Origin of the sequence: Bradyrhizobium sp. MOS001, assembly GCF_004634465.1 — a bacterium.
In the GTDB taxonomy this organism is placed as follows: domain Bacteria; phylum Pseudomonadota; class Alphaproteobacteria; order Rhizobiales; family Xanthobacteraceae; genus Bradyrhizobium; species Bradyrhizobium barranii.
In genome coordinates, this window is the sequence record NZ_SPVJ01000045.1 from 1 (window position 1) to 20,127 (window position 20,127).

The window sequence follows — 20,127 nt, forward strand, 5'->3', positions numbered from 1 at the left end:
CTGCATCCGCTACGTCGGTCTGATCAAGGCGACCGGGCAAGTCCTGCTCGCCTCGATCGCCTTCAACATGAGGCGGTGGGCCACGATCGCCGCGTGAGCTGCCCTCCGAGGGCGACAACTACAGATCTTGGCAGGCAATTGCCGTGACCAGGGCATTCGCTCCTGACGTCTTCAGCCTCAAGTGCCGATAACGCAACAGACCCCTTGTGGGAGAGGGTGGCTCGCCGCGACAGCGGCGAGGCGGGTGAGGGGTATCTCTCCGCGAGTCCGCCTCTCGATTTGAGTCTGCGGAAGCAACCCCTCATCCGGCGCTTCGCGCCACCTTCTCCCACAAGGGGAGAAGGAAGAAGCTACGTCGCCTGCTTCCTTGACGCCACGAACACGCCGGCCAGCACAAGCGCAAAGCCGATGAAGTGGAACGCCTGCGGGTGTTCGGCCAGAAACGCCATCGCCATGATCGAGCCGAACACCGGCACGACATGAAAGAACGGCGCGGCGCGGTTGGCGCCGATCAGGCGCACGCCGCGATTGAAGCAGAGATAGGCGAGCGTCGACGGGAACACCGCGACATAGAACAGCGTCAGCAGGTTCGGCCCGTCGAGCTTCATCACCGGACGCGCGGACAGCTCCCAGATCTCGAGCGGAATGAGACAGGCGGCGCCGGCGCCGAAGGTGAAGGCGAGGAATGACAGGCCGTGCATCGGCGGCCGCTTTAGGGTCAGCACCGAATACAGCGCGAAGATGATCAGCGCGACGATGAAGATGAGGTCGCCCTTGTTGAACGCGATGTTCGACAGCGTGGTGAAATCGCCATGCAGCAGGATCGTCAGCACGCCGCACATCGAGAGGGCCACGCCGAACGCCTGTGCCGCGGTGAGGCGGACGCCGAGGATCGCCAGCGACCACAGCGCCACGACCAGCGGGGCGGCCGACTGCAGCAGCAGCGTGTTGAGCGCCTGGGTATGTTCCAGCGCCCAATATTGCAGCGTGTTGAAGGCGCCGATGCCGGTGATCGACAGCACGATCATCAGGCCGAGCCTGCTGCGGATCGCGGGCCAGTCCTGGGCGAGATGTTTCCAGGCGAACGGCAGCACCAGCAGGAAGGCGAAGGTCCAGCGCAGGAACGACAGCGTCACCGGCGGGATGTGGCCGGCGGCCAGCCGCCCGACAATGGCGTTGCCGGCCCAGCACAGCGCGGTGATGCTGAGGAGCAGATAAGGCTGGTTGGCGATCCAGCTGTGACTGGATGATTCGGAGCCCGTGGTCTGGCCGGTGGCGGACATTGTGGTTGTTATGGCCCCCGCGTGGAGTACGCCGAGGCACCGGCCCGGCAAACTCGGGCCGGCTGATAGCCCGGCATGCCCAAAGACACGGAAATCGAAGTGGCATCAACGGGGGGCGGACGCATCGCGACCATGCAGCGGCGGATCAGCCTCGCGCTTTGGCCGAAGCTTACGAAATGGCCATGGAAGGCTTCTGGATTTTACGGGGATATCAAAGGGTTAAAGTGCGTCTTGAGCCCCGAAAAAGCCCCGTTCTTGCTTGCCTAGAGAGGCTGCTTCCTTTATCCGGTTGGCTGCCTCGCGTGCGAACGGCTCCGGCCGTCAGCTGGGCTGGCGCATCTAAAATCTTCAGAGGATTACCCGCGAATGGCCAACGTTGTCGTCGTCGGAGCCCAGTGGGGCGACGAAGGGAAGGGCAAGATCGTCGACTGGTTGTCGGAGCAGGCAGACATCGTCGTCCGCTTCCAGGGCGGTCATAACGCCGGCCACACGCTGGTCATCAACGGCAAGACCTACAAGCTCGCGCTGCTGCCCTCCGGCGTACTGCGCGACCAGAAGCTGTCGGTGATCGGCAACGGCGTGGTGTTCGATCCGCAGGCCTTCCTCGACGAGGTCACCAAGCTGCGCTCGCAGGGCGTCGCGATCTCTCCGGACAATCTGCGCGTCGCCGAGAACGTCACCCTGATCCTGCCGCTGCACCGCGAGCTCGACGCGCACCGCGAATCCGCCAATGCGGCGACCGCGATCGGCACCACCCGCCGCGGCATCGGACCGGCCTATGAAGACAAGGTCGGCCGCCGCGCCATCCGCCTGATGGACCTCGCCGATCTCGACACCCTCCCGCACAAGATCGACCGGCTGCTGGCGCATCACAATGCGCTGCGCCGCGGCCTCAACCTGCCGGAGTTTGACGGCAAGGTGATCCTGAAGGAATTGACCGCGCTCGCGCCGGAGCTGCTGCCCTATGCCGAGACGGTGTGGCGGCTGCTCGACATCAAGCGGCGCGAAGGCAAGCGCATGCTGTTCGAGGGCGCACAAGGCGCGCTGCTCGACGTCGACCACGGCACCTATCCATACGTCACCTCGTCCAACACGGTGGCGGCGCAGGCCGCGACCGGCTCGGGCCTCGGCCCCGGTGCGGTCGGCTATGTGCTCGGCCTGTGCAAGGCCTATACGACCCGCGTCGGCCAGGGCCCGTTCCCGACCGAGCAGGACAACGAGACCGGCCGCAAGATCGGCGAGCGTGGCCGCGAGTTCGGCACCAACACCGGCCGTCCGCGCCGCTGCGGCTGGTTCGACGCCGTGCTGGTCCGCCAGGCGGTCCGGACCTGCGGCATCAACGGCCTGGCGCTGACCAAGCTCGACATCCTCGACGGCTTCGACACGATCGAGGTCTGCACCGGCTACAAGCTGGACGGCAAGGAGATCGACCACTTCCCGGCCGGCGAGGGCGCCCAGGCCCGGGTCGAGCCGATCTACGAGACCATCGAGGGCTGGAAGGAGCCGACCGCCAATGCCCGTTCCTGGGCGGACCTGCCGGCCCAGGCCATCAAATATGTCCGCCGGATCGAGGAATTGGTGGGGTGCCCGGTCGCACTGCTTTCCACCAGCCCGGAACGCGAGGATACTATTCTGGTGCAAAATCCGTTTGAGGCTTAACGATATCTTACCGGGACGTGCGCTAGTTGAGTTGAAATGGCTGATTACTATCCGCTGATCGCCCGCGCTATTTCCGCCCTGGACCCCAACGCTCCCGGCGAAAGTCGTCGCGCGCTCTATGAGCGCGCGCGCACGGCCCTGATCGCGCAGCTCCGCAGCGTGCAGCCGCCGCTCTCCGAATCCGAGATCACCCGCGAACGGCTGTCGCTGGAAGAGGCCGTCCGCAAGGTCGAATCGGAGGCCGCCCAGCGCGCCCGGGAGGCCTCGCGCCCCGGTCCCGGTGGCGGCGCCCGCAGCAGCGGCAGCGGAGACGCCTTCCGCCGGGCCAGCACCCGCGCCGCCGAGGGCAACCCGCCGCCGTCTCAGCCGGCCGCTCCGCGCACCCGTCCGGCTCCGCCGGCGCCGCGTGCCGACCGCCCGTCCTTCAATGTCGATGACCAGGGCGACGCCCCGCGTGCGCCGCGGGCCCCGCGTTTCGACGCGCCGCGCCAGCCGGGTCCCCCGGCGGCGCCGCCGATGCCGGAGCCGCCGGCTGCTCCCCCGGCCGGACGTGATCGCCCCCCCGGGCGCCGTCCGCCTGACATCGGGCCGCCACCGCCTCAGCCGCCGGCACCGGGCGTACGCGGTTTTCGCGACATCACCGCCGACGTGAACGATCTCGGCGGCGCTGCCGCGCAGGCCAACCGCGCCGCGCGTCGCACCTACGCCAATGTGCCATCGCCCTCGCCGGAGTTCGACCGGCTGGAGCCGAGCCTGGAAAATCGCGCCGGCGAGCAGGACGCGCCCTATTCCTACGACGAGTCGATCGAGGAGGCCGAGCGCTACACGCCGCAGCCGCCATCGTCGCGTCCGCGCGTCGCGCCCGAGCGCGAAGCCAAGAAGCGCGCCCGCACCGGCTCCGCCTTCCCGTTCAAGAGCGCGATCGCCGTCGGCATCGTGCTGATCCTGGTCGGCGCCGGCATCCTCTGGGGCAAGCCCCTGATCCAGACCGTGAGCGGCCTGTTCAAGTCCTCGCCGACCCAGGTGGTGGAGGCGCCGAAGGATCCGGCGCAGCCGCAGAGCAAGCCCAAGATTCCGGATCGCGTCGGCCAGCCCTCGGCCAGCGACCAGCCGGTCGCGCCGGTGGCGCAGAAGGTCGTGCTCTATGACGAGGATCCGTCCGACCCGAAGGGCAAGCAATATGTCGGCTCGGTGGTGTGGCGGCTCGAGCCGATCAAGGCCTCGGGCAACCAGAAGGCCGACGTCGCCGTGCGCGCCGACATCGAGATCCCCGACCGCAAGTTCAAGATGACGATGTCGTTCCGCCGCAACACCGACTCGTCGCTGCCGGCGAGCCACACCGCGGAATTGACCTTCATCCTGCCGCCGGACTTTCCGGGCGGCAGCATCTCCAACGTGCCGGGCATCCTGATGAAGTCGAACGAGCAGGCGCGCGGCACGCCGCTCGCGGGTCTCGCGGTCAAGGTCACCGACGGCTTCTTCCTGGTCGGCCTCTCCAATGTCGACGCCGACCGCGCCCGTAACGTCCAGCTCCTGAAAGAGCGCTCATGGTTCGACGTGCCGCTGGTCTACGCCAACCAGCGCCGCGCCATCATCGCCATCGAGAAGGGCGCACCCGGCGAGCGCGCCTTCAACGATGCGTTCGCGCAGTGGGGCGATTGAGGCCGGCGCGTGACCGATCTTCACCTCTCCCGACGAGAGAGGTGAATCGAACTCTCTAGCGATCCGATCGGGATTGAACCGGCCTATTGCGCCGCGGCCTCCCGCTTGCGCGCGGCCGCGTGCTCGCGGTCCATCACGGCGCGGCAGCCGGGGCTGACCTGCGCCTTCTTCTGCACCATGCAGGCCCTGACGCGCGAGATGTCGGGAATCTCACTGGAGCACAGGCGCATCGCATCACCTGTGCACATCTGCTGTGCTTCGGACGAGAAGGCGAGGCCGGGCGATGTCTGGAGTACGATGGCGGTGGTTGCGAAAGCGAAGAGCGAAACGATGGTCGTGTAGCGTGTCATGACGAATGCGTCCCCGAGTTCCGTGGTTTGAACCACTTGGTTTTGGGGCGCCGTACGCGGCTTGATCTGCCGCATGTCACAGCCTTCACGCCGGGAACTTTGGTCCCGCATGTGGTCGCTCGATCTCTCGTGGTGTTCGAATCGAAAAGTGCTGCGCCGCCCGATTCGAGTATGCGCGATTGTCACACGGCTGCAATGGCCCGCTCGAATGAATTCGCAATTGTTGCGTGTCCGTCACGCAGCATGCGGGCGCGAGATCAGATCAACCGATCGGACGACGCGCTCGCTTCTTCCGCATCGCTCGCGCCTGATGCCGCAGGGTGTTCCTCGACGGCCGTGACGCCTTTCGCAGTGAGCTCGAACAGATCGCCGTCCTTCATCACGTAGCCGTCGGCGATCAGCTCGCCGATCTTGCCGTGCCGGTCGTCGGCAAAGGCGACCGACTGGCTGATGTCCCGCAGGATCGAGAGCTGTTCCTCGCGCAACATGGCTTCACTCTCCGTGCGCCGGGGATCGTTCCCGGCCTTACATGCCGTGGCTCTGAAACACCTTGCTGCAGGACTTCGACAGCTTGGCCCGGTTGGCTTGCAGGCACGCCTGCACAGCGCCGTCATTGCCGAGGTCCTTGCGGCAGAACCGCGAGGCGTCACGCGAGCAGGCGTTCTGCTCCTGCGGCGTACCCATGTGGCCCTGCGCGAGAGCAGGCGTGATCGATATGCCGCTCAGGGCAGTCAGGGCGAGCGTAAGGACGGATTTCCGGGACATCGACAAACTCCAATCTGACTGCAGGTATGAATTTCAGTCCTGTCTGAACTCGTCGCCTTGCCGCTTGTTCCCGTCAGGACGGGCCGGCGCCCCGCTATTCAAGGTTCCCGCGTCGCTGCTATAACAGCGGCGAAGGATGAGGATACTTGATGAAACGCTATCTGGTGTTTGCGCTGGTCGGTCCGTTCGTCGGCGGGTTCCTGCTGCTGCTGACGACGACCTATCAGTCCGGTTATTGGGCCCAGACCAATCTCGGCGAGGTCGGCAAGCTGTTCGCGGTGTTCTTCAAATCGCTGCAATACAGCTATCTGTTCGGCTTCCTGCCCTCGCTGATGATCGGTGCGGTCGACGACATCCTGATCCATGTCCGCCGGATCGGCCCGGTGCTGCGGATGCTCCTGGTCGGCCTGTTCGCCTTCGTGCTGGCGTCGCTGACCTACAGCTCGCGCGGGCCGGATTCGGGCACGGTGCAATTCATCCTGTACGGCCTCGTCGGATTCGTGCCGGCGGTGCTTTCATCCTGGCTCGTGCATAGATATGTCGAGGAGCCGCAGCCGGCTGCGGCTTAGACCTGAACGCGCGACGTTCGGGCGCGGCGCGGCAACTTCCGCCACACCAGTGCGTTCTCCAAAGGCCATGACCATGTCCGATGACGACATTCTTGCTCCGCACAGACCCCGTTCCGGGTCCCGCGCGCGCGGGAGTTTTTCGGACACCGAAGCGCGCGGGCCGATCATCGACCAGGACGGCCACGAGATCCGTCCCGAAACACTGGAGCAGGGGTTTCGCGAGTTTCGCTTCGAGTTCGGCCAGGGAAACCCGTTCGGCAATCTGACGCGGGAGCAGCGGGTGGCGCGGATGGAGGCCATCGCAAAGCTGCTCGATGTCGCCTTCATCCTGCCCGGCACGAATATCCGCTATGGCATCGACGGCCTGATCGGGCTGATCCCGATCGTCGGCGACATCATCACCACCGCGATCTCGCTGTGGCTGGTGCGCGAGGCCCGCGCGCTGGGCGCGCCGTGGTATCTCACCGCGCGCATGCTCGGCAATGTCGCGGTCGACGGCGTGGTCGGCATGGTGCCGTTCGCGGGCGATGCCTTCGACGTCATGTTCCGCGCCAACATGCGCAACGTCCGCCTGCTGCGCCGCTGGCTCGACAAGCAGCCGCGGATTTAGCGTGGCGCTTCTTGCTTCGCTTCTCCCCGTAAGAACGGGGGGAGGGAGAAGAGAGAGCACCGCCCCAAAAAGCAAAAAGCGCGACGGCCTTTCGGCCATCGCGCTTTCAGCGCATATCGGGCTTGGCGAAAACTTACGCCGCGTCGGCGTCGGTCTCGGGGGCCGGCGCCGGCCGGGGGCGGCGGGGCAGCGGGAAGGCTTCGCTCTCGTAGAGCGAGCGGATGCCGTTCTGGTCGAAGCGCGCTTCCTCGACCTGAAGATAGGCGCCGTTCAGCGAATCCGTCGGCAACTGCTCCATCGCGAACTGCACGGCTTCGGCCGCGGTGCCGAACCGGCGATAGGTGAAGCCTGCACGCTTCTTCTTGCGGATCGCGGCGGGGAAGAGCTCGGCAGAAGTGTTGAAGTTGAACGGACGCAGTGGACGCATGGTCAAAGACCTCGTGATCTTGTCTGGGGCTTTAAGCGCGTGGGGTTTTGAAAGGCAGGGGCCACCATCGAGTGGGCCCGCCGCACATGTCATTTTCGCCCTCTAATATAGGCTGTTTTGACAGAAATGCGACCCCCGCGATGGGAGATGATGAATCCGCGCATGGCAGCTCCGCGAGCGCCGTAAACCAAATAATTTCAATATGTTAGATGGTTTACAGTTTGCCAAGCAGCAGCAGCACGACCAGGACCACCAGCACGACACCGCCGATCCCCATGCCGGAATGGCCCATGCCATAGCCGTAACCACCGAACCGGCCGGACATGCCGCCCAGCAGATAGATGATCACCAGGATGATCAGGATGGTCCCAAGCGTCATGGCATCCTCCCTGGCGGCTGCCGGATTGCGCGCATCGGCCGCACCGCCAGAAGAGAAAAGCACATCGCGCCGCCGGGTTCCATGACGGAACCGGGCGGCGCGCAATGTTATTTGGGCTCGAGCTTCAGCGCGGCCGAGTTGATGCAGTAGCGCAGGCCGGTCGGGCCGGGGCCGTCGGGGAAGACGTGGCCGAGATGGCCGCTGCACTTGGAGCACAGCACCTCGGTGCGGACCATGCCGTGGCTGGCATCGTGCTCCTCGTCGACATGGATATCGACCGCGGGCTGGGTGAAGCTCGGCCACCCGCAGCCGGAATCGAACTTGGCATCGGACTCAAACAGCACATTGCCGCAGCCGGCGCAGACATAGGTGCCGGCGCGGTGGTCGTGCTCATATTCGCCGGAGAAGGGACGCTCGGTCGCCTTCTCGCGCAGCACCGCGTACTGCATCGGCGACAATTCGCGCCGCCACTGCTCTTCGCTCTTGATGACCTTGTCGTCGGTGGTTTTCGTCTTGGTGTCGGGCATGGGTCTCCCGTTTGTTTGGTGAACTTGCTTTCGGTGATCTTGCGATCAGTTGGTGGCCTTGCTGGCACTCACCAGCGTCGGCTTGTCAATGTAGTTATCCGCGAACAGCTTTTTCAGGTTCTCGACCTTCGGAATGTCGTTGTAGGCGATGTAGGGCTGGTTCGGGTGCAGCGTCAGATAGTCCTGGTGATAGGCCTCCGCCGGGTAGAACGCTTCCAGCGCGCCGACCTTGGTCACGATCGGCTTGCTGAATACCTTGGCGCCGTTGAGCTGGGCGATATAGGCATCCGCCACCTTCTTCTGCTCGTCGGAGGTGGTGAAGATCGCCGAGCGATATTGCGTGCCGGAGTCGGGGCCCTGGCGGTTGAGCTGGGTCGGGTCGTGGGCCACCGAGAAGTAGATCTGGAGGATCTTGCCGTAGGAGATCTTCTTCGGGTCGAACTTGATCTCGACCGACTCGGCATGGCCGGTCCGGCCGCTCGAGACCGTCTGGTAATCGGCCGTCGCCTTGGTGCCGCCGGCATAGCCGGAGACTGCGTTGACGACGCCGGCGGTGTGCTGGAAGACGCCCTGGACGCCCCAGAAGCAGCCGCCGGCGATGACGGCGGTCTGGATCCCGGTTGCGGGCGACGCATCCACGGTGGGCGCGGGGATCACGACGGCATCCTCCGCGGCCCTGGACGGCACGGCGAAGGCCAGCGTCAGTGCGGTGGTGGCGGCGAGCAGCGAGGCGAGGGCGGTGCGGCGCATGGCGATCCTCTTCGGAAGGTCTGACAGTGTAGGGCGGCCGGGGACGGGCGAACAGCCCGTTTGGCCGCGTTTTCGGACATCTGAGATACGGGCGCAGACGGCGATTGTTACGGGGAAACGGACACGAGTCCGTGAAAAATAGCCTCAGACGGCGCGACTTGGCGAGGCCGGGAACTCCGGGCTAGATGAACGCGCGCGATCGACGCTCGATTCAAATATGTGGTGGCTGGAGCTGACCTGACAACATGCTGCGCGTCATTCCCCTGACCCTCGCCATTCTGATCTCAAATGCCGCGATCGCCGCGGCCGAGCCGCAAGCCGGCGACGACCCCGCCACCTGTCGCGACCGCCAGGCGGAGGCCCAGGCCCGCGCGACGGCCTGCGACAATCTGTTGAAGGCCGATAAGCTCAGCGGCAAGGACAAGTCGCTCGCGCTCGTCGTGCGTGGCAATGCGCTGATCAACAAGCGCGACTATGACCGCGCCATCGAGGCGCTGTCGTCCGCCATCGATCTCGATCCGGACAATGTCGGCGCCATCAACCTGCGCGGGCTCTCCCATGAGCGCAAGGGCGAGGACGATCTCGCCATGGCCGACTACAATTTCGCCATCCAGAAGCGCGCGAATTTCGGCTATGCCTACAACAATCGCGGCACCATCCATCTGCGCCGGGGCGCGCTGCAAAGCGCGCTCGACGACTTCAACCTGTCGATCAAATACACGCCGACGTTCCTGCTCGGCTGGACCAATCGTGCCCGCATGCGCACGCTGAACAAGGATTTCGACGGCGCGATTGCCGACTTTGCGGCAGCCGAGAAGATCGACCCGGCCGCGCCGCAGATCGCCGGCAACCGCTGCATCACCTACGGCATGATGGGCAAGTACGACCAGGCTTTCGCCGACTGCGACGGCCTGATCCAGAAGCAGCCCAGGAATACCTTCGCGATCAACAATCGCGCCGAGGTCAACGTGATGAAGGGCGACCTCGACGCCGCGCTGAAGGACTACAACACGGTCATCCAGCTCAATCCGAACAGTGTGCGCGCCCATTCCGGCCGCGGCCAGATCTACGAGCGCAGGAAGGATCTCGCCCAGGCCCGCGCCGACTACCGCGCGGCGGCCTATTCGCTGACGAGGTTCGACGAGCCCGACGTCGCGCGGGCCCGCGCCATCGCGCAGGAGCGCCTGGCCGCACTGACGCCGCAGGCGCCGGCCGGGTCCACCGGGCGCCGCGTGGCGCTCGTGATCGGCAACGGCGCCTACAAGAACGTCCACGCCCTGCCCAATCCGCCGCGCGACGCGAAAATGATTGCAAACGTGCTGCGCGATGTCGGCTTCCAGACCGTGATCTCCGTCAGCGACCTCTCCCGCGACAAGTTCTTCGAAGCGCTGCAGACGTTTGCCACCGAAGCGGAGAATGCGGATTGGGCGGTGGTCTATTACGCCGGCCACGGTTTCGAGATCGGCGGCGTGAACTATCTCGTCCCTGTGGACGCCAAACTTGCCGCCGACAGGGACGCCGAGACCCAGGCGGTTGCGCTGGAGCAGGTGATCGCAGCGGTGGGCGCCGCGAGAAAAGTGCGTCTGGTGATGCTGGATGCCTGCCGCGACAATCCCTTTGCGCCGGCCATGCAGCGCACGCTGTCGCTCAAGCTGGTGGACAAGGGCTTTTCCAACATCGAGCCCGGCGCCGGCTTCATGGTGGTCTACGCCGCCAAGCACGGCGAGACCGCACTGGACGGCGACGGCGGCGCCGACAGCCCCTTCGCCACCGCACTCGCCCGCGAGATCAAGGTGCCGAAGGTCGAGATCCGGAAACTGTTCGACATCGTCCGCGACGACGTCTGGTCCGCCACCAAGCACGAGCAGCAGCCGTTTTCATACGGCTCGCCGCCGGGACGCGAGGATTTTTATTTTGTGGCGGGGAAGTGAGGGTTGCGTATGGGGCGCGATATCCGCGCCTCGCGCGCGGTGCCGTAGGGTGGGCAAAGCGACTTGTCCGCCGTAGCTCGAAGAGCGAAGGCGGAAGCGTGCCCACCATTTATTGAATGTGTGGAGAAATGGTGGGCACGGTGCGTTGCGCCTTTGCCCACCCTACGGCAGCGTCACACGACGATACTCAACCGCTTCGCCGCACGCGTAATCCCCGTATACAGCCACCGCGCCCGGCTATCCTGGAACGCAAAGCTCTCGTCGAACAGCACGACGTCGTCCCATTGCGAGCCCTGCGATTTGTGCACGGTCAGCACATAGCCGTAGTCGAACTCGTCATACGGCTTGCGCTGCTCCCAGGCGATCGCCTCGACGCCGCCCTCGAAGCAATCGGCGCGCACCGAGACTTTTGTCACCTTGTGACCGAAGTCTTCATCCGGCGACAGCCGCATGCTGAGGATGCGGGATTTCGAGCGCGAGGTGTTGCGTGATTTCACGCGCCACAGGCCGCCGTTGAACAGGCCCTTCTTGCGGTTGTTGCGCAGGCACACCAGCTTGTCGCCGGCGACCGGGAAGACATCCTCGATGTTCTGGCGCTGGCGCACCCGCATGTTGTAGGCGCGGCGCGTGTTGTTGCGGCCGACCAGCACCTGGTCGGCGCCCATGACGCGGTCGGGGTCGAGCTCCTTGCGCGACACCACCTCGCTCTCGCCGTAACGGCCGATGTCGAGCTCGCGGCCTTCGCGGACATCCATCGACATCCGCACGATCGGGTCGTCCTGGGCCTGGCGATGCACTTCGGTCAGCATCGCGTCGGGCTCGGTGTTGGTGAAGAAGCCGCCGCCCTGGATCGGCGGCAGCTGGGCGGGGTCGCCCAGCACCAGCAGCGGGCAATCGAACGACATCAGGTCGCGGCCCAATTCGGCGTCGACCATCGAGCATTCGTCGATCACGATCAGCTTGGCCTTGGAGGCCGGCGCGTCGTCCCACAGTTCGAAGCTCGGCTGCTCCTCGCCGGATTCGCGGGCGCGGTAGATCAGCGAGTGGATGGTGGAGGCCTCGTCGCAACCCTTGTTGCGCATGACCAGCGCCGCCTTGCCGGTGAAGGCGGCGAACTTCACCTCGCCGTCGACGCCTTCGGCGATGTGCCGCGCCAGCGTGGTCTTGCCGGTGCCGGCAAAGCCGAACAGGCGGAACACCGGCGGCGTGCCGTTGCGGCCGGGTTTTGCCTTGAGCCAGTCGCCAACGGCTTTGAGCGCGGCATCCTGATGCGGGGTGAAAGTGGCCATGTCTGTCTTGAGGAAGGGCAGAATCGAGGCGATTCGCCATCCCTCGAAACTAACCATTCGGCCCAAGGGTTCAAGCGGCCCAGCCGCCCCTATTGCCAGCCGGGAACGCCGCGCATGTCGGGCAGGTGGTGGGCGATGCCCTTGTGGCAGTCGATGCAGGTCTTTTCCTTCGTGAACAGGAAGCGCTGGTGCGCCACCGAGGCCCGCGGCGACTGCTTGGTGATGTCCATGGAATCGGCGCTGTGGCAGTTGCGGCATTCCAGGGAATCGTTGGCCTTGAACCGTGCCCATTCATGTGCGGCCAGCTCGAGCCGGTGGTCCAAAAATTTCTCGCGGGTGTCGATCGTGCCGAAGATCTTGCCCCAGACCTCCTTGGAGGCCTGCATCTTGCGCGCGATCTTGTCGGTCCAGTTGTGCGGCACGTGGCAGTCCGGGCAGGTCGCGCGCACGCCGGAGCGATTGGTGAAGTGGATGGTCGACTTCAGCTCGGCGAAGACGTTTTCGCGCATCTCGTGACAGCCGGTGCAGAACTTCTCGGTGTTGGTCAGTTCCAGCGCGGTGTTGAAGCCGCCCCAGAAGATCACGCCGGCCGCAAAGCCCGCGAGCACCAGCACGCCGAGCCCGAACACCGAGCTCGGCCGGATCAGCACCTGCCAGAGCTCGCGCGCGAAGTCCCAGCAGCGCAGCATAAAGCTACGCTTGGCTTCCACCTTTCCCTTGGGCTCGTCGGCAGCCGTCGTCATCGTCGGCCACCGGGGCTGGCGCGCGAGAGCAGCGTGTCGATGTCGATGAAATCGTTGCTCACCGGCGGCGTCGCGGTGTTCTGCGGCACGTGGCATTCCGTGCAGAAGAAGCGCCGCGGCGAGATCGAGGCCAGGAACTGGCCGTCGCGGTCCATGAAATGCGTGATCGAAACCATCGGCGCCTGCGATTCCGCGATGCGTGCCCGCGCATGGCAGGACAGGCATTTGTTGCCGTTGAGGTCGATCTGGTAGCCGTCGATGGTGTGCGGGATCACCGGCGGCTGCTCCGGGTAGTTGCGCACCTCTCTCTCGGACGTATTGCGGTTCGGCAGCATCGGTGGCGCCGCGCCCTCGTCATTGAGCGGGGCCGGGCCCCGCAGGCCTGACGTCACCGTCTGTGCGGTGAGAGAGCTCGCGCCCGCGGCGATCGCGACCGCGAGCAGGGCTATGCCAAATCGTTTCATCATGACAGGTTCACCCGCTCGATGCGCACGGCGCATTTCTTGTAGTCGGTCTGCAGCGAGATCGGATCGGTGGCGTCCAGCGTCACCTTGTTGATCATCTTGGATTCGTCGAACCACGGCACGAACACGAGGCCACGCGGCGGCCGGTCGCGGCCGCGCGTCTCGACGCGGGCGCGGATGAAACCGCGGCGGGATTCCACCTTCACCTCGTCGCCGCGCCGGAGCTTGGCTTCCGACGCATCGTCGGGATGCATGAAGCAGACCGCCTCGGGGAACGCCTTGTAGAGCTCGGGCACGCGGCGCGTCATGGTGCCGGAATGCCAGTGCTCCAGCACGCGGCCGGTCGAGAGCCAGAACGGATAGTCGCTGTCGGGCGATTCCGCCGGCGGCTCGTAAGGCAGGGCGAAGATGCGCGCCCTGCCGTCGGGATAGCCGTAGAACTGCACGTCGGTGCCCTGCTTGACATAGGGGTCGCTGCCCTCGCGGAAACGCCATTTGGTTTCCTGGCCGTTGACGACGGGCCAGCGCAGCCCGCGCTCGCGGTGATAGGCCTCGAACGGCGCGAGGTCGTGACCGTGGCCGCGGCCGAACGAGGCGTACTCTTCAAAGAGCCCCTTCTGCACGTAGAAGCCGAACGCCTTGGATTCCGTGTTGGCGTAGCCTTCCTCGATCTCCGAGGTCGGAAACTTGTCGACCTGGCCGTTCTTGTAGAGCACGTCGAACAGCGTCTTGCCGCGAACCTCCGGCTTCTTGGCGATCAGCTCCTCCGGCCAGACTTCCTCGATCTTGAAGCGCTTGGAGAACTCCATGAGCTGCCAGAGATCGGACTTGGCCTCGCCGGGCGCGTTGACGAGCTGGTGCCAGAACTGCGTGCGCCGCTCGGCATTGCCGTAGGCGCCTTCCTTCTCCACCCACATCGCGGTCGGCAGGATCAGGTCGGCGGCCAGCGCCGTCACCGACGGATAGGCGTCCGAGACCACGATGAAATTGTCGGGGTTGCGGAAGCCCGGATAGGTCTCCTCGTTGACGTTGGGACCGGCCTGGAGGTTGTTGTTGACCTGCACCCAATAGGCGTTGATCAGGCCGTCCTTCAGCATCCGGCTTTGCAGCACGGCGTGGGCGCCGTTCTTGTCGGGAATTGTGCCTTCCGGCAGCAGCCAGAGATGCTCGGCCTTGTCGCGATGCTCCTTGTTGGTGACGACCATGTCGGCGGGCAGGCGGTGCGAGAAGGTGCCGACCTCGCGCGCGGTGCCGCAGGCCGAAGGCTGGCCGGTCAGCGAGAACGGGCTGTTGCCGGGCGAGGAGATCTTTCCGGTCAAAAGATGGATGTTGTAGACGAGGTTGTTGCACCAGACGCCGCGGGTGTGCTGATTGAAGCCCATGGTCCAGAACGAGACCACTTTTGTCTTCGGATCGGCGTAGAGCTCGGCGAGCGCTTCGAGCCGGTTCATCGGCACGCCGGACATCTCGGCCGCCTTCTCCAGCGTGTAGTCCGAGACGAACTTTACGAATTCGTCGTAGCTCATGTCGGTGGAGTCGTTGGCTTTCGCCGCGCCCGTCGCTTTTTTCTGGAGCGGATGCTCGGGCCGCAATCCATAGCCAATGTCGGTCTGGCCGCGCCGGAAGATCGTATGCGCGGCGACGAAATCCTTGTTGACCCGGCCGGTCTTGATGATGTGGTTGGCGATGGCGTTGAGGATGTAGAGATCGGTCTGCGGCTTGAACACCATGCCGATGTCGGCGAGGTCGAACGAACGGTGCTCGAAGGTGGATAGCACGGCGACGCGGACATGCGGCGCGGACAGCCGGCGGTCGGCGAGGCGCGTCCACAAAATGGGGTGCATCTCCGCCATGTTGGAGCCCCACAGCACGAAGGCGTCGGTCGCCTCGATGTCGTCATAGCAGCCGGCGGGCTCGTCGATGCCGAAGGTGCGCATCATGCCGGCGACGGCGGAGGCCATGCAGTGCCGCGCATTGGGATCGATGTTGTTGGTGCGGAAGCCGGCCTTGTAGAGCTTCGAGGCGGCGTAGCCTTCCCAGATCGTCCACTGGCCGGAGCCGAACATGGCGAGACCGTTGGGCCCGCGCTTCTTCAGCGTTTCCTTCCACTTCACCTCCATGATGTCGAAGGCTTCGGTCCAGCTGATTGGCGTGAACTCGCCGTTCTTGTCGTACTTGCCGCCCGTCTTGCGCAGCATCGGCTGCGTCAGTCGGTCGTGGCCGTACATGATCTTGGAGAGGAAGTAGCCCTTGACGCAATTGAGGCCGCGATTGACCTCGGCCTTGATGTCGCCGTGGGTGGCGACGACGCGGTTGTCCTTGGTCGCGACCATCACGGAACAGCCGGTGCCGCAGAAGCGGCAGGCGGCCTTGTCCCATTTCAGTTCGCTGTTGTCGCGCTCGGCGACGAGATTGGCGGCGAGCGCCGGTGCCGGCATGCCCGCAGCGGCGGCCGCTATCGCGGCGGCCTCGAGCTTCAGCATCTGGCGGCGGTCGAGCTTCGGCGATGTCATGATGGCTCTCCCGTCCCTTAGGCGGTTTCGATGGCGTGGAAGACCAGCGCCGCGGAATAGACGTTGGGCAGCGACTGGATGGTGTTGAGCAGGGTGCCGAGGCTGCCGGCATCCGGCGCTTCGGTCACGACGACGAGCTTGCCGCGCGCGTCGCGGCCGTGGATCTCGCAGCCGGGCATCGCGGCGATCTCGGCTTCCAGTTCGTCCAGGCGCTCGGGGCGGGCCTGCACGATGATGCTGGCGATCTCGCAACCTGGCGGCGCGACGACGCGGTCGGCGGTGAGCACCCGGCCGGTGATCAATGCGCGGCGGTTGAGTGTGGATTGGGCCATGATGCCTGTCTTTCGCTGTTCGGAGGTCAATGCGGGGAGGGTGGCGGGCCGGGAGGACCGGCGAACATCTGGTAGATCCAGACGCCGAGCCCGTATGAGCCGACCGTTCCGACCGCGAGGACGGGCATCACGACCGCGGTCAGGAACAGGAAAGCGAAAATCTCCATGCGCTTACGGCGCACGCGCGAAGTCGTGTCGTCAGGGGCCGACATATTCGGTCTCTCTGAAATGGTGCTGGAATCGGGACGGCATCCGGGCCGTTGCCTTGCTGCACTTTAAATGGAGCAGGGCTGCTAACGCGTTGATCTGGATCAACCCGTCGACTTGACCGGATGTCGCGGCGCGGCCAACGGACCGAGCCGCGGCGCTCCGTGCGCGCGAGAGAAGCAAGCGGCAACGATCGTTACCCAAAAGCGAAGATGCTTTGCGGCTCGGGGGTCAGGCCGCATACATCTTCTCTTGCCTCGGAAATGCCCGCGACCTACTACCAGTGGTAGCGGGCGCCGCAACATCCATCGCTGCTACGTGGCGGGAGCTACATATGAGGCGAATCCGAATCATTCATAAGACCGAATATTTTTACAATCAGCCGGTCACCTTCGGCACTCATCGAGCCATGATGCGGCCTCGCGAGGGACATGACGTCCACATCGTGAGAGGGTCGATCGATATCGAGCCGAACGCCGAAGTTCGCTGGTTGCGCGACAATTACGACAATGCCATCGCAGTCGTGACCTTTTTGGAATTATCCGACACGCTCAGGATCGCAAGCGAGGTCGACGTCGACCTTTACCACGACGACCCCATTGAATGGCGGATTGCGCCATTCGCCAGTTCATTTCCCTTCCAATATCCCCCGGAGGAGCAGCTTGAGCTGACGGTGTATCGTCTCCCGAGCTATCTCTACGACGCCACCGCCCTGCTCGAATGGTTGCGCGACCTCTACAAACCCGGTCAGTTGATCGGCACGCTGGATCTTCTGAACAATTTGAATACTCACATCTACCGATCGTTCAAATACGTTTCCCGCGAGGCTCTCGGGGTTCAATCACCCAACGAAACGCTGCGGCTCGGCAGCGGGACCTGTCGCGACTATGCGGTGTTCATGATGGAAGCTGCCCGCTACTGGGGATTTGGTGCGCGCTTTGTCACCGGCTACATCCAGATGGCCGAGGGACAACACGGCGCCACGCACGCCTGGACCGAGATCTATATCCCCGGAGCCGGGTGGCGCGGCTATGATCCCACCAACAACAAGATCGTCGGCAGTGAACACATACCCGTCGCCGTGACGCGCGAACAGGAAAGGGCCTCTCCGCTTTCCGGGACGTGGGATGGTCCGGCGGATGCATTCAGCCGGATGAACGTCTCGGTGCAAGTCATATCAATACCAGCATCGCCATGATCGTAGTCCACGGTCGATCACGGCAAGCGCGGGTTGGCGGCCAGTCGGTGTGTCCTTGATCCCTCGCCCGTCTTGTCATCATCATTTGAATTGAAGTCGGCGACTTCCATGGCAGGCATCCATGTTTGATCCGACGATTGTCTTGGTCCTTCTCGGGGCTGCGATCCTGATGTTCGCGATCAACAGGCCGCGCCTGGATGTGGTCGCACTGATCATGCTCCTTGCGCTCCCCTTCACCGGTGTCCTCACCATGAGCGAAGCATTGGCAGGTTTCAGCGATCCGAACATTGTGCTAACGCCAGCAACCCGAACCTCTCGGTCTGGATCGATGAGTACAAACTCGCGGACCGCGAATAACGGCTGCGCGTGACGGAACAATCGTCTCTCGCCGGCATGACCATTGAAGCCCTGGACCTTCGCGGCTCGGCCGGAACAAGCATTGTGGCCGTGGAACGCAGCCGCAGATTTGGTCACCATCAGCCTGCCCCGCCGAGTCCAAGCAGGTTCTCCAGGTGCCGGGCAAGGCGCCGCAGGCGGTGATTTGCCTGGCGCCCGTCGTTTGATGGTCAGCGGCCTGATCCCGAATGTGCAGGCCGCCCTGATCGGATGCATGCTGATGGGCGCACTGGGCTGTATCGACATTACCAGCGCTTACCGTTCGGTCGACTGGAAGACCATTGTCCTCATTGTTGGAATGTTGCCGTTTTCAGTCGCCCTGGAGAGAACCGGCGGAGTTGAACTTGCGGCTGATGGGCTAAGAGCCATCACCAGCGGTGCCGGCCATCACGTCATGCTCGCCACGCTCTTTGCCGTGACGGCGCTGCTTGGGATGTTTATCTCGAATACCGCGACGGCAGTATTGATGGCCCCCGTCCCTATCGCTGTCGCGAAGGAAATGCATGCCTCGCCGTATCCGTTTGCAAAGACGGTGGGCCTGGCTGCTTCGACTGCTTTCATGACGCTTGTGTCGTCGCCGGTTAACACGTTGGTGGTCGCCCCCGGACATTACACGTTCGGTGACTTTGTGCGCATCGGCGTACCGTTTTCCCGGGTCGTCTTGATCGTCTGCACCTTGCTCGTGCCCTGGCTGTTGCCGCTCTGAACCGGGCAACGTCCTGAATTTGTTAAACGTAATTTGCTTCGCGATCTCGTCGGTTACCGCGGGGAGGCGGGCCGGGACCACCGCCGCAATTTTGGATTGTGCCCGCGCAAGGGCGGTGCGAGAGTCTGATCTCGAACGGGGAAACGCGGATTGTGAACGCGATGGGGCTCTCGGCCATCGATCTCGGGCTTCGCGGCGCGGCGAGCGGCGTGTTCCTGATGATCGTTCTCATGGTGCTGCAGCGTCGTGCCACCAATCAGCTGGCCTTGCTGGGCACGGCCATGGCCGCCGGCGGTGCGTTCTATGCGATCGTCACCGCGCCGGTCTTTCCCAAATCGTCATTGTGGTGGACGTTGCCGATCCTGTCCTCGCTACCCGCCGTCTTCTGGTTGTGGGCGCGCGCGTCGTTCGACGACGATTTCGTGCTCAGGCGACGGCATGGCGTCCTGTGGCTGACCATCGTGGCCGTCGGATTTGCGGTGTCGCTTGGCTGGACGACCTGGCCCAACTTGGCCAGGGGTGGCAGCAAAGTCCTGTCGGCCGTGGCCGTGCTGCTGGCGCTCGCGGCCGCGGTCCAGACGGTCAAGACCTGGCGTGTCGATCTGGTCGCGCGGCGGCGCCGGCTGCGGCTGGCTGTGCTCGCGATCAATGTCGTGTTCATCGGGGTCGTGGCCGGAGCGGGCGTCGTCGCGGTTCCCGGCGAGGCCAGCAGTCTTCCGACCGCGATCAGCCTGTTCGTGTTGGCGATGCTCGCAGGCCTCGGCGTTTTGGACCTGCGGGCGATTGTCACCGTCAATGATGCCGCGGCGGCGATCAGACCCGGCGACACGGCCGGGCGACCGGTGACCGATCGTGCACCCACAGGGCGGGGCACGGCCGACCCCGTCCTGTTGCGGCGCCTCGACCATCTGATGACCGTGGAGCGAATCTACCGGCAGGAAGGTCTTGCGATCGGCGCGCTCGCGGCGCGGCTCGATGTTCCCGAGCACCGACTTCGCCAGGCCATCAACGAAGGGCTGGGTTATCGCAACTTCAACGCGTTCCTCAATCACTATCGCATCGAGGATGCCAAGCTGGCGCTGTCCGATGTGACGCAACGGGAGGTGCCGGTGCTGACCATCGCCATGGATGCAGGCTTCCAGTCGATCGGGCCTTTCAATCGCGCCTTCAAGGCCGAAACCGGCGTAACTCCGACCGAATTCCGGCGCGAGGCGCTGAGCCGGCCGCAAACGGCGCCGGATGCCGACCGCCATTTCAAAATCGGCCAGCCGCGCCGAGAAATCGGCTAGCCGATTATAGGATTGGGCAAGAGAGCCCTGACATGATCGGGCAGATTGCCGGAAACAAGCCTTTCACCAGCAAGCCGA

The 20,127-nt window shown here is 64.5% G+C and carries 23 protein-coding genes; 9 read left to right on the plus strand and 14 right to left on the minus strand.

The features are described from left to right. Positions 1-350: 350 nt before the first annotated feature. Entirely contained in the window at positions 351-1,283 is a 933-nt protein-coding gene (locus CT676_RS34720) for a DMT family transporter (protein WP_135216349.1), read from the minus strand. Between the two features lie 366 nt (positions 1,284-1,649). On the opposite strand from CT676_RS34720, the gene CT676_RS34725 reads away from it, so the two are divergent. Then, entirely contained in the window at positions 1,650-2,942 is a 1,293-nt protein-coding gene (locus CT676_RS34725; protein WP_085398944.1) for an adenylosuccinate synthase, read from the plus strand. 36 nt (positions 2,943-2,978) lie between these two features. Then, positions 2,979-4,604, plus strand: a complete 1,626-nt coding sequence (locus tag CT676_RS34730) for a hypothetical protein (protein WP_135216350.1) — start codon at positions 2,979-2,981, stop codon at positions 4,602-4,604. A gap of 83 nt (positions 4,605-4,687) precedes the next feature. On the opposite strand, the gene CT676_RS34735 is transcribed toward CT676_RS34730, so the two are convergent. From CT676_RS34735 to CT676_RS34745, 3 genes are all read right to left on the minus strand, one after another. Next, positions 4,688-4,954 (minus strand): hypothetical protein, encoded by a 267-nt coding sequence (locus CT676_RS34735; protein WP_028151045.1) that lies wholly within the window; start codon positions 4,952-4,954, stop codon positions 4,688-4,690. Between the two features lie 257 nt (positions 4,955-5,211). Further along, a complete protein-coding gene (locus CT676_RS34740; RefSeq protein ID WP_135216351.1) occupies positions 5,212-5,442 on the minus strand; it encodes a hypothetical protein in 231 nt (76 codons plus the stop codon). Positions 5,443-5,479: 37 nt separating this feature from the next. Continuing rightward, positions 5,480-5,719, minus strand: coding sequence for a cysteine rich repeat-containing protein (locus CT676_RS34745; protein WP_135216352.1), 240 nt, complete (start codon positions 5,717-5,719; stop codon positions 5,480-5,482). A 149-nt stretch (positions 5,720-5,868) separates the two neighbouring features. Between CT676_RS34745 and CT676_RS34750 the strand changes: the two genes are divergently transcribed. Continuing rightward, complete coding sequence (locus CT676_RS34750) at positions 5,869-6,288, plus strand: DUF5413 family protein (RefSeq protein WP_063981174.1); 420 nt, start codon at positions 5,869-5,871, stop codon at positions 6,286-6,288. A 67-nt stretch (positions 6,289-6,355) separates the two neighbouring features. Further along, positions 6,356-6,898 (plus strand): DUF4112 domain-containing protein, encoded by a 543-nt coding sequence (locus CT676_RS34755; protein ID WP_135216353.1) that lies wholly within the window; start codon positions 6,356-6,358, stop codon positions 6,896-6,898. 133 nt (positions 6,899-7,031) lie between these two features. Here CT676_RS34755 and CT676_RS34760 read toward each other — a convergent pair whose 3' ends face one another. The 4 genes from CT676_RS34760 to msrA form a co-directional block, all read right to left on the minus strand. Further along, positions 7,032-7,325: a hypothetical protein gene (locus CT676_RS34760; RefSeq protein WP_063981175.1), complete on the minus strand. Its 294-nt coding sequence runs from the start codon at positions 7,323-7,325 to the stop codon at positions 7,032-7,034. A 214-nt stretch (positions 7,326-7,539) separates the two neighbouring features. Beyond that, entirely contained in the window at positions 7,540-7,704 is a 165-nt protein-coding gene (locus tag CT676_RS34765; RefSeq protein ID WP_014492503.1) for a DUF3309 family protein, read from the minus strand. 107 nt (positions 7,705-7,811) lie between these two features. Continuing rightward, on the minus strand, positions 7,812-8,231 hold the full coding sequence (gene msrB / locus CT676_RS34770) for a peptide-methionine (R)-S-oxide reductase MsrB (RefSeq protein WP_135216354.1): 420 nt from the start codon (positions 8,229-8,231) through the stop codon (positions 7,812-7,814). A gap of 45 nt (positions 8,232-8,276) precedes the next feature. Continuing rightward, a complete protein-coding gene (msrA, locus tag CT676_RS34775) occupies positions 8,277-8,981 on the minus strand; it encodes a peptide-methionine (S)-S-oxide reductase MsrA (RefSeq protein WP_135216355.1) in 705 nt (234 codons plus the stop codon). Positions 8,982-9,226: 245 nt separating this feature from the next. Here msrA and CT676_RS34780 point away from each other — a divergent pair, with 245 nt between their 5' ends. Further along, a complete protein-coding gene (locus CT676_RS34780; RefSeq protein WP_135216356.1) occupies positions 9,227-10,912 on the plus strand; it encodes a caspase family protein in 1,686 nt (561 codons plus the stop codon). A 173-nt stretch (positions 10,913-11,085) separates the two neighbouring features. Here CT676_RS34780 and CT676_RS34785 read toward each other — a convergent pair whose 3' ends face one another. The 6 genes from CT676_RS34785 to napE all read right to left on the minus strand — a co-directional run bounded on the left by CT676_RS34785 (position 11,086) and on the right by napE (position 16,465). After that, entirely contained in the window at positions 11,086-12,201 is a 1,116-nt protein-coding gene (locus CT676_RS34785) for an ATP-dependent RecD-like DNA helicase (RefSeq protein WP_135216357.1), read from the minus strand. 89 nt (positions 12,202-12,290) lie between these two features. Then, complete coding sequence (locus tag CT676_RS34790) at positions 12,291-12,944, minus strand: NapC/NirT family cytochrome c (protein ID WP_085398940.1); 654 nt, start codon at positions 12,942-12,944, stop codon at positions 12,291-12,293. After that, entirely contained in the window at positions 12,941-13,411 is a 471-nt protein-coding gene (locus tag CT676_RS34795) for a nitrate reductase cytochrome c-type subunit (RefSeq protein ID WP_028151035.1), read from the minus strand. The genes CT676_RS34790 and CT676_RS34795 overlap by 4 nt, the downstream gene beginning before the upstream one ends. Then, positions 13,408-15,921: a nitrate reductase catalytic subunit NapA gene (napA, locus tag CT676_RS34800; protein ID WP_135216358.1), complete on the minus strand. Its 2,514-nt coding sequence runs from the start codon at positions 15,919-15,921 to the stop codon at positions 13,408-13,410. The genes CT676_RS34795 and napA overlap by 4 nt, the downstream gene beginning before the upstream one ends. A gap of 17 nt (positions 15,922-15,938) precedes the next feature. Then, entirely contained in the window at positions 15,939-16,253 is a 315-nt protein-coding gene (locus tag CT676_RS34805) for a chaperone NapD (RefSeq protein WP_135216359.1), read from the minus strand. 26 nt (positions 16,254-16,279) lie between these two features. After that, on the minus strand, positions 16,280-16,465 hold the full coding sequence (napE, locus tag CT676_RS34810; protein WP_027532529.1) for a periplasmic nitrate reductase, NapE protein: 186 nt from the start codon (positions 16,463-16,465) through the stop codon (positions 16,280-16,282). Between the two features lie 329 nt (positions 16,466-16,794). Between napE and CT676_RS34815 the strand changes: the two genes are divergently transcribed. The 4 genes from CT676_RS34815 (at position 16,795) to CT676_RS34830 (ending at position 20,049) form a co-directional block, all read left to right on the plus strand. Continuing rightward, complete coding sequence (locus tag CT676_RS34815; RefSeq protein ID WP_063981184.1) at positions 16,795-17,658, plus strand: transglutaminase family protein; 864 nt, start codon at positions 16,795-16,797, stop codon at positions 17,656-17,658. A 121-nt stretch (positions 17,659-17,779) separates the two neighbouring features. Beyond that, entirely contained in the window at positions 17,780-18,028 is a 249-nt protein-coding gene (locus CT676_RS45065) for a hypothetical protein (protein WP_135216360.1), read from the plus strand. 96 nt (positions 18,029-18,124) lie between these two features. After that, entirely contained in the window at positions 18,125-18,760 is a 636-nt protein-coding gene (locus CT676_RS45070; RefSeq protein ID WP_244623359.1) for an SLC13 family permease, read from the plus strand. 161 nt (positions 18,761-18,921) lie between these two features. Continuing rightward, positions 18,922-20,049, plus strand: coding sequence for a helix-turn-helix domain-containing protein (locus CT676_RS34830; protein WP_135216392.1), 1,128 nt, complete (start codon positions 18,922-18,924; stop codon positions 20,047-20,049). Positions 20,050-20,127 lie beyond the last annotated feature (78 nt).